The following is a 5509-nucleotide window of genomic DNA, read 5'->3' as shown; positions in this document are numbered from 1 at the left end:
TCCCCCCCCCCACCCCCACCCCCCCTCCCCCCCCCTCCCCCCCCCCCCTCCCCCCCCCCCCCCCCCCCCCCCCCCCCCCCCCCCCCCCCCCCCCCCCCCCCCCCCGGTGCGGGGTCACCCGGCCTTGCGCTGAAAATGGCGTTTCTGCACGGCCGGGCTGCTCGTGACCTTCGCCGAACTGCGGCCCTTCTCGTGAGCCCTGCGCGAGGCGCCCTGATTCTTGCGCTCCAGGGCTTCCTGGAACTTGCGCTTCGCCTGCTCGTTCACACTGCTCTGGTCAGGTGTTTCACCCACTGATGCCTCCTGGAAACCACGGTCGACAGATCTTTGCAGCTCATTCCGATCCGGATGAGACATTTTTCGGGTTTTCTCGTTCGCTGTTCTTCGGGAGCAGCGAACTGAGTACGGCGGTCAGGACGAAGACGCCGACGTTGCACCACAGGACCGAGGACGTCGCCGAGCTGAAGTGCTCCGCTGTGACCTCCACGCCCGCCTGCGGCTCCACGGCCCCGAAGTAGAGGGCGCCGACGAGGGCGACACCGGCGGCCGAGCTGAACTGGATGGCGGCGTTGAGCACCCCCGAGCCGGCTCCCGCGTCCTGCGCGGGAACGTCGCCGAGGACCACGGCGGTCAGTACCGGTGTGGTGAGCCCCATGCCGCAGCCCATGACGAACTCCGCACCGGCCAGCTGGCCCCAGGGCACATCCCCGCCGCCCGCCGACCAGACGGTGAGCAGCGTCCCCAGTGCACCGCATGCCATCAGCGAGGAACCGGCGGCCACGCACAGGCGGCCGCGGTCGGAGCCGAATCGCCAGGCGATCTGGAACGTGGCGGTGATACCCACCGGCCAGGCGGCTGTGACCAGGGCGGTCTTCATCACCGACCAGCCCATGCCGGTCTGCAGGTGGTAGGTGAGGACGAGGAAGAACGACGCCACCCCGCTGAAGATCAGCAGCGTCACCGTCAGGCCCACCACGGAGGAACGGTGGTGGAAGAGGGTCGGCGGGATCAGCGCCGACCCGTCACGCCGGTGGCGGAGGCGCTGCTGTCGGACGAACACCGCGAGCAGCACGACCGCACAGCCCATCAGGGCGAACATCCAGCCCGGCCAGCCCTCCTCCCTCCCCTGCACCAGCGGGTAGAGAATGCCCAGCGAGGCGACCATCAGCAGCACCACGCCGACGACGTCGAGGCGCAGCGGTTCATCCGAGCGGGACTCGGGCATGCTGCGCGCGCACAGCACCAGGGCGATCGCCCCGAGCGGCACGTTGATCAGGAAGATCGCCCGCCAGCCGAGGCCCAGGACGTCCAGTTCGGTGAGGACGCCACCGAGGAGCGGCCCGCCCACGCTGCCCACGCTCAGCGCGGCCCCCAGCACCGCGAAGGCCCGCGCCCACTCCTCCCGGCGGAACATCGTGACGATGACGGAGACGGCCTGGGGGACCATCAGGGCGGCCATGAACCCCTGCGCGAACCGTCCCGCCACCAGCACTTCCGGCAGGGGCGCCGCGCCGCACACGGCGGAGGCCAGCACGAAGCCCGCCACCCCGGACATGAACAGCCGCTTGCGCCCGTAGATGTCACCGAGCCGCCCACCGGTGATCAGGAACAGCGCGTAGGCCAGGGCGTAGCCGGCGAGCGTCCACTGGGCCGTGGTGAAGCCGGCGCCCAGGTCCCGTTGGATGCCGGGCAGGACGACGGTGACGGCGTTCGCGTCCAGGTTGTCGAGGAACGACGCCAGGGTCACCACGGCCAGGGCGATCCAGCGGTGCCGCGAGGCGGCCCGGTCGTCGTGCCCCCCGGTCGGGCCGGAAGGAGGTTTCGGTTCGGCCTCGCCGCCGGAAACCTGCGGAGGCCGCACTTCAGGATCGTTGAGTTTCGGCACAGGCTTCCTCACATCACATTTCCGAGAACGGCATCGAGTGCCCGGTCCATGTCGTCGTCCGACAGTTCCTCCGCCGCCCGCAGCGCGTCGGCGGCCGTACGCACATCACCGGAGGGGTCGCCCTGTGGCTGCGCGAGCTCCAGCAGCTGCGCCAGCAGCCCGCTCTGCCGCAGCTGCTCCGGGGTCACCCGGCCGAGGGCCCATTCGACGGCCTTCGCCGGGTCCTGCGGCGGCCCGGACTGCTCCGCGGCCGTACCCAGCTCCAGGCGTACGTGCAGGAACTCGGCGATCGCCCGGGGAGTGGGGTAGTCGAAGGCCAGGGTGCTCGGAAGGGCCACTCCCGCGTACGCCGTCAGGCGGTTGCGCAGTTCCACGGCCATCAGCGAGTCCCAGCCGAAGTCCCTGAGCTCCTTGTCCGCCGGAACCATCTCGGCTCCCTGGAGACCCAGTACGCCGGACACCTCCTGCCGCACCGAACGCACCAGCGAGGCGACCTGCTCCTCGACCGGCAGGCCGGCCAGCCGCTCGCGGAACGACTCGACCGGGGCCGTGGCTTCCCTGACCCGCCGCAGCCGCGGCCGCACCAGCGCCGCGAAGAGCGGGGCGAGTCGCTCGCCCGCCTCGTCGGCCAGACCCGCGAGATCGATCTTGATCGGTATCAGGTGGGGCTCCGGACGTCCCAGCGCGATGTCCAGCAGGCGCGTGCCCTCCTCCGCGGAGAGGGCCTGCGAGCCGCGCTTGCGCAGCCGGGACAACTCCGCCTCGCCCAGGTGGGCGGTCATGCCGACACCGGCCTGCTCCCAGAGGCCCCACGACAGGCTCAGTGCGGGCAGTCCCTGCTTGCGCCGGTACGCCGCGAACGTGTCGAGGAACACGTTGGCCGCCGCGTAGTTGCTCTGCCCGGGCGCGCCGAGCGTGCCGGCCGCGGACGAGAAGAGCACGAACGCGGACAGGTCCAGCCCGGCGGTGAGCTCGTGCAGGTGCAACGCCCCCGAGACCTTCGGGGCGAGAACCCTCGCGAACCGCTCGGCGCTCTGGTTACGGACGACGCCGTCGTCGAGCACTGCCGCCAGGTGGAACACACCGGTCAGCGGATGTGCCGCGTCGTCGATGCCGGCGAGGACGCGTGCGACGTCGTCACGGCTCGACACGTCACAGGCCAGCACTCGCACGGTTTCGGCACCGGCCTCGGTGAGCGTCGCGACGAGCTCCTCGGTGCCGGGCACCCCCGCGCCACGGCGCGAGGTCAGCACCAGGTGACGCACGCCGTGCTCCACGACGAGGCGACGGGCCACGAGTTGGCCGAGCTCGCCGGTCCCTCCGGTGATCAGGACGGTGCCGGCACCGTCCAGACCGCGCGGGACGGTGAGGACCAGCTTGCCCGTCGTACGGCCCTGAGCCATGGTCCGGAACGCGCTCGGAGCCTCCCGTATGTCGAACGCCGAGTACGGGAGCGGCGTGATCGCGCCCTGCTCCAGCAGCGCGACGAGTTCCAGCAGCATCTCCTGGATCCGGTCGGCACCGCTGTCGACGAGGTCGAACGCCTGGTACCGGACGCCGGGGTACGCCGCGGCGACGGCCTCGGCGTCCCGGACGTCCGTCTTGCCCATCTCGAGGAACTGCCCGCCGCGCGGCAGCAGCTCCAGCGACGCGTCGACGAACTGCCCGGTCAGGGCGTTGAGTACCACGTCCATACCGGCGCCGTCCGTGGCCGAGCGCCACTGGTGCGCGAAGTCGGTGGTCCGCGACGACGCGATGTGCCCGTCGGAGAGCCCCAGTTCGCGCAGCGTCCGCCACTTGCCGGGGCTGGCCGTTCCGTAGACCTCACAGCCGGCGTGCCGGGCGAGCTGCATGGCCGCCTGGCCCACACCGCCGGCGGCGGCGTGGATGAGGACCTTGTCCCCCGGGTTGAGCGTCGCGAGATCCGTGAAGGCGTAGTGCGCGGTGAGGTAGGCCAGCGGAACGGTGGCCGCCTCGACGAACGTCAGGTGGTCCGGGATGCGCACCATCCAGCGGGCGTCGACGCGGACCTCGGAACCGAAGGTGCCCACCGCCAGGCCCATCACCCGGTCGCCCACCCGCAGATGGGTCACACCGGGCCCGGTCTCGAGGACGACACCCGCGCACTCCAGCCCCAGCTTCGGGGCGTGCACCATGTCCAGCGCGTTGAGCACGTCACGGAAGTTCATCCCGGCCGCGCGGACAGCCACCCGGACGTCACCCTCACCCAGCGGTTCACTCCGGTCGACGGGCCGGAAGAAGAAGGTGTCCAGCCTGCCCTTCTCCTCGATGTCCAGGTGCCACGGCTGGTCACGCACGTCGGGTACGAGCATGTCCGGCGTGCCGGCCTTGTGGGCCGCCGCCAGACGCGGTGCCAGCACGCTGTCGCCGCGCACCACGAGCTCCGGCTCGGTGCCCGTGGCGAGGACCTGGCGCAGCAGCTCCGCTTCCGGCTCCTCCGCACCGATGTCCACCAGCCTGAGGACACGCTCGGGGTGCTCGGCACGAGCGACCCTGATCAGTCCCCACAGCGGCGCGTGCGCCAAGGACCGGACCGTGTCGACCGGCGAGGCGGCGACCGCCCCACGGGTCACCCAGACGATCTCGGCGCCCTCGGACTGCGGATCGTCGAGGATGCTCTGAAGCCACTCGAGCGTCCCCGCCACCGTGCTCCGGGCACGGCGGTCGACGGCGTCCTCACCGCCCTCACCGGTCGCGGCGGGCCCGGTCAGGTCGACGATCACGCTACGCGGGGCGTCGTCGCCCCACTCGGGGAGGGCGCCGGCCTCCAGCGCGCGGGCCCCCAGCGTCCTGGCGACGATCCCGTCCCGTCCGACCACGAGGACGTCGCCGGAACCCTCCGGAGAGCGGCCGGGCTCCTTCGCGAGCGTCTGCGGCTGGTACTCGACACGGTAGAGATGCCCCGTGTCGTGGCCGTCGCCGCCACGGAGCTGGGCGGCGCTCGCACGCTTGAGTTCGAGTCCCGCCGCGTGCGCCACCGGTTCGCCCGTGCCGTCGGAGACCAGGATCGCCGCCGCGGTGTCGCCCGTGACCTCGATGCGGACCCGGAGTTCCCTGCCGCCTGTGGCGCAGAGCCGTACGCCGGACCACATGAAGGGCAGCAGGGCCCCGTCGGTCTCCTCGTCACCGGCTCCCATACCCGTCGCCGCGAAGGTGTGCAGGGCGGCGTCGAGGAGGGCGGGGTGGATGCCGAAGTCGTCGGTGGTGAGACCGTCGGAGAGGCGGACCAGGCCGTAGGCGGTGGTGCCCTTGCGCCACAGCTCGGTCAGGCCCTGGAAGGCGGGCCCGTACTCCAGGCCCTTCTCGGACAACCCGTCGTAGAAGCCGTCGAGGCTCACCCGCTCGGCCCCGGCGACCGGCCACGTCCGCAGCTCTGCCATCGCCGCTTCCTCGGCACTACCGGACACCGCGTCCGTCAGCACACCGGTCGCGTGCAGGGACCAGGGCACCGATTCCGGCGCACCGGCCGGTCGGCTGTGGATCTCCACGGTTCGGGCGTCGGCGTCCGCGGCGGGACCCACCCGTACCTGGAGCCGCAACGGAACGTCCTCGGCGAGCACGAGCGGCTCCAGGAGCGTCAGCTCGCCCACGCCACCCGCACCC

Annotated in this window: 3 protein-coding genes; all 3 read right to left on the bottom strand. The window is 71.9% G+C overall.

Going from position 1 to position 5509, the window contains the following annotated elements:
• Positions 1-114: 114 nt before the first annotated feature.
• Genes ACZ4VL_RS39960 through ACZ4VL_RS39950 form a run of 3 tightly spaced genes read right to left on the bottom strand, consistent with a single transcriptional unit; the run spans position 115 to position 5496 of the window.
• Positions 115-294: a DUF5302 domain-containing protein gene (locus ACZ4VL_RS39960; protein WP_468210757.1), complete on the bottom strand. Its 180-nt coding sequence runs from the start codon at positions 292-294 to the stop codon at positions 115-117.
• Positions 295-334: 40 nt separating this feature from the next.
• The gene (locus ACZ4VL_RS39955; protein ID WP_468210754.1) at positions 335-1861 is read right to left on the bottom strand and encodes an MFS transporter; all 1527 of its coding nucleotides are present in this window, start codon (positions 1859-1861) and stop codon (positions 335-337) included.
• A gap of 32 nt (positions 1862-1893) precedes the next feature.
• Positions 1894-5496 carry an SDR family NAD(P)-dependent oxidoreductase gene (locus tag ACZ4VL_RS39950; protein ID WP_468210751.1) on the bottom strand — a complete coding sequence of 1201 codons (3603 nt, stop codon included), beginning with the start codon at positions 5494-5496 and terminating at the stop codon, positions 1894-1896.
• Between the last annotated feature and the right edge of the window lie 13 nt (positions 5497-5509).

The sequence above is a fragment of the Streptomyces sp. NPDC029014 genome, assembly GCF_055564695.1.
Note: the sequence above shows the minus strand (reverse complement) of the source record. Positions and strands in the feature narration are given on the sequence as shown.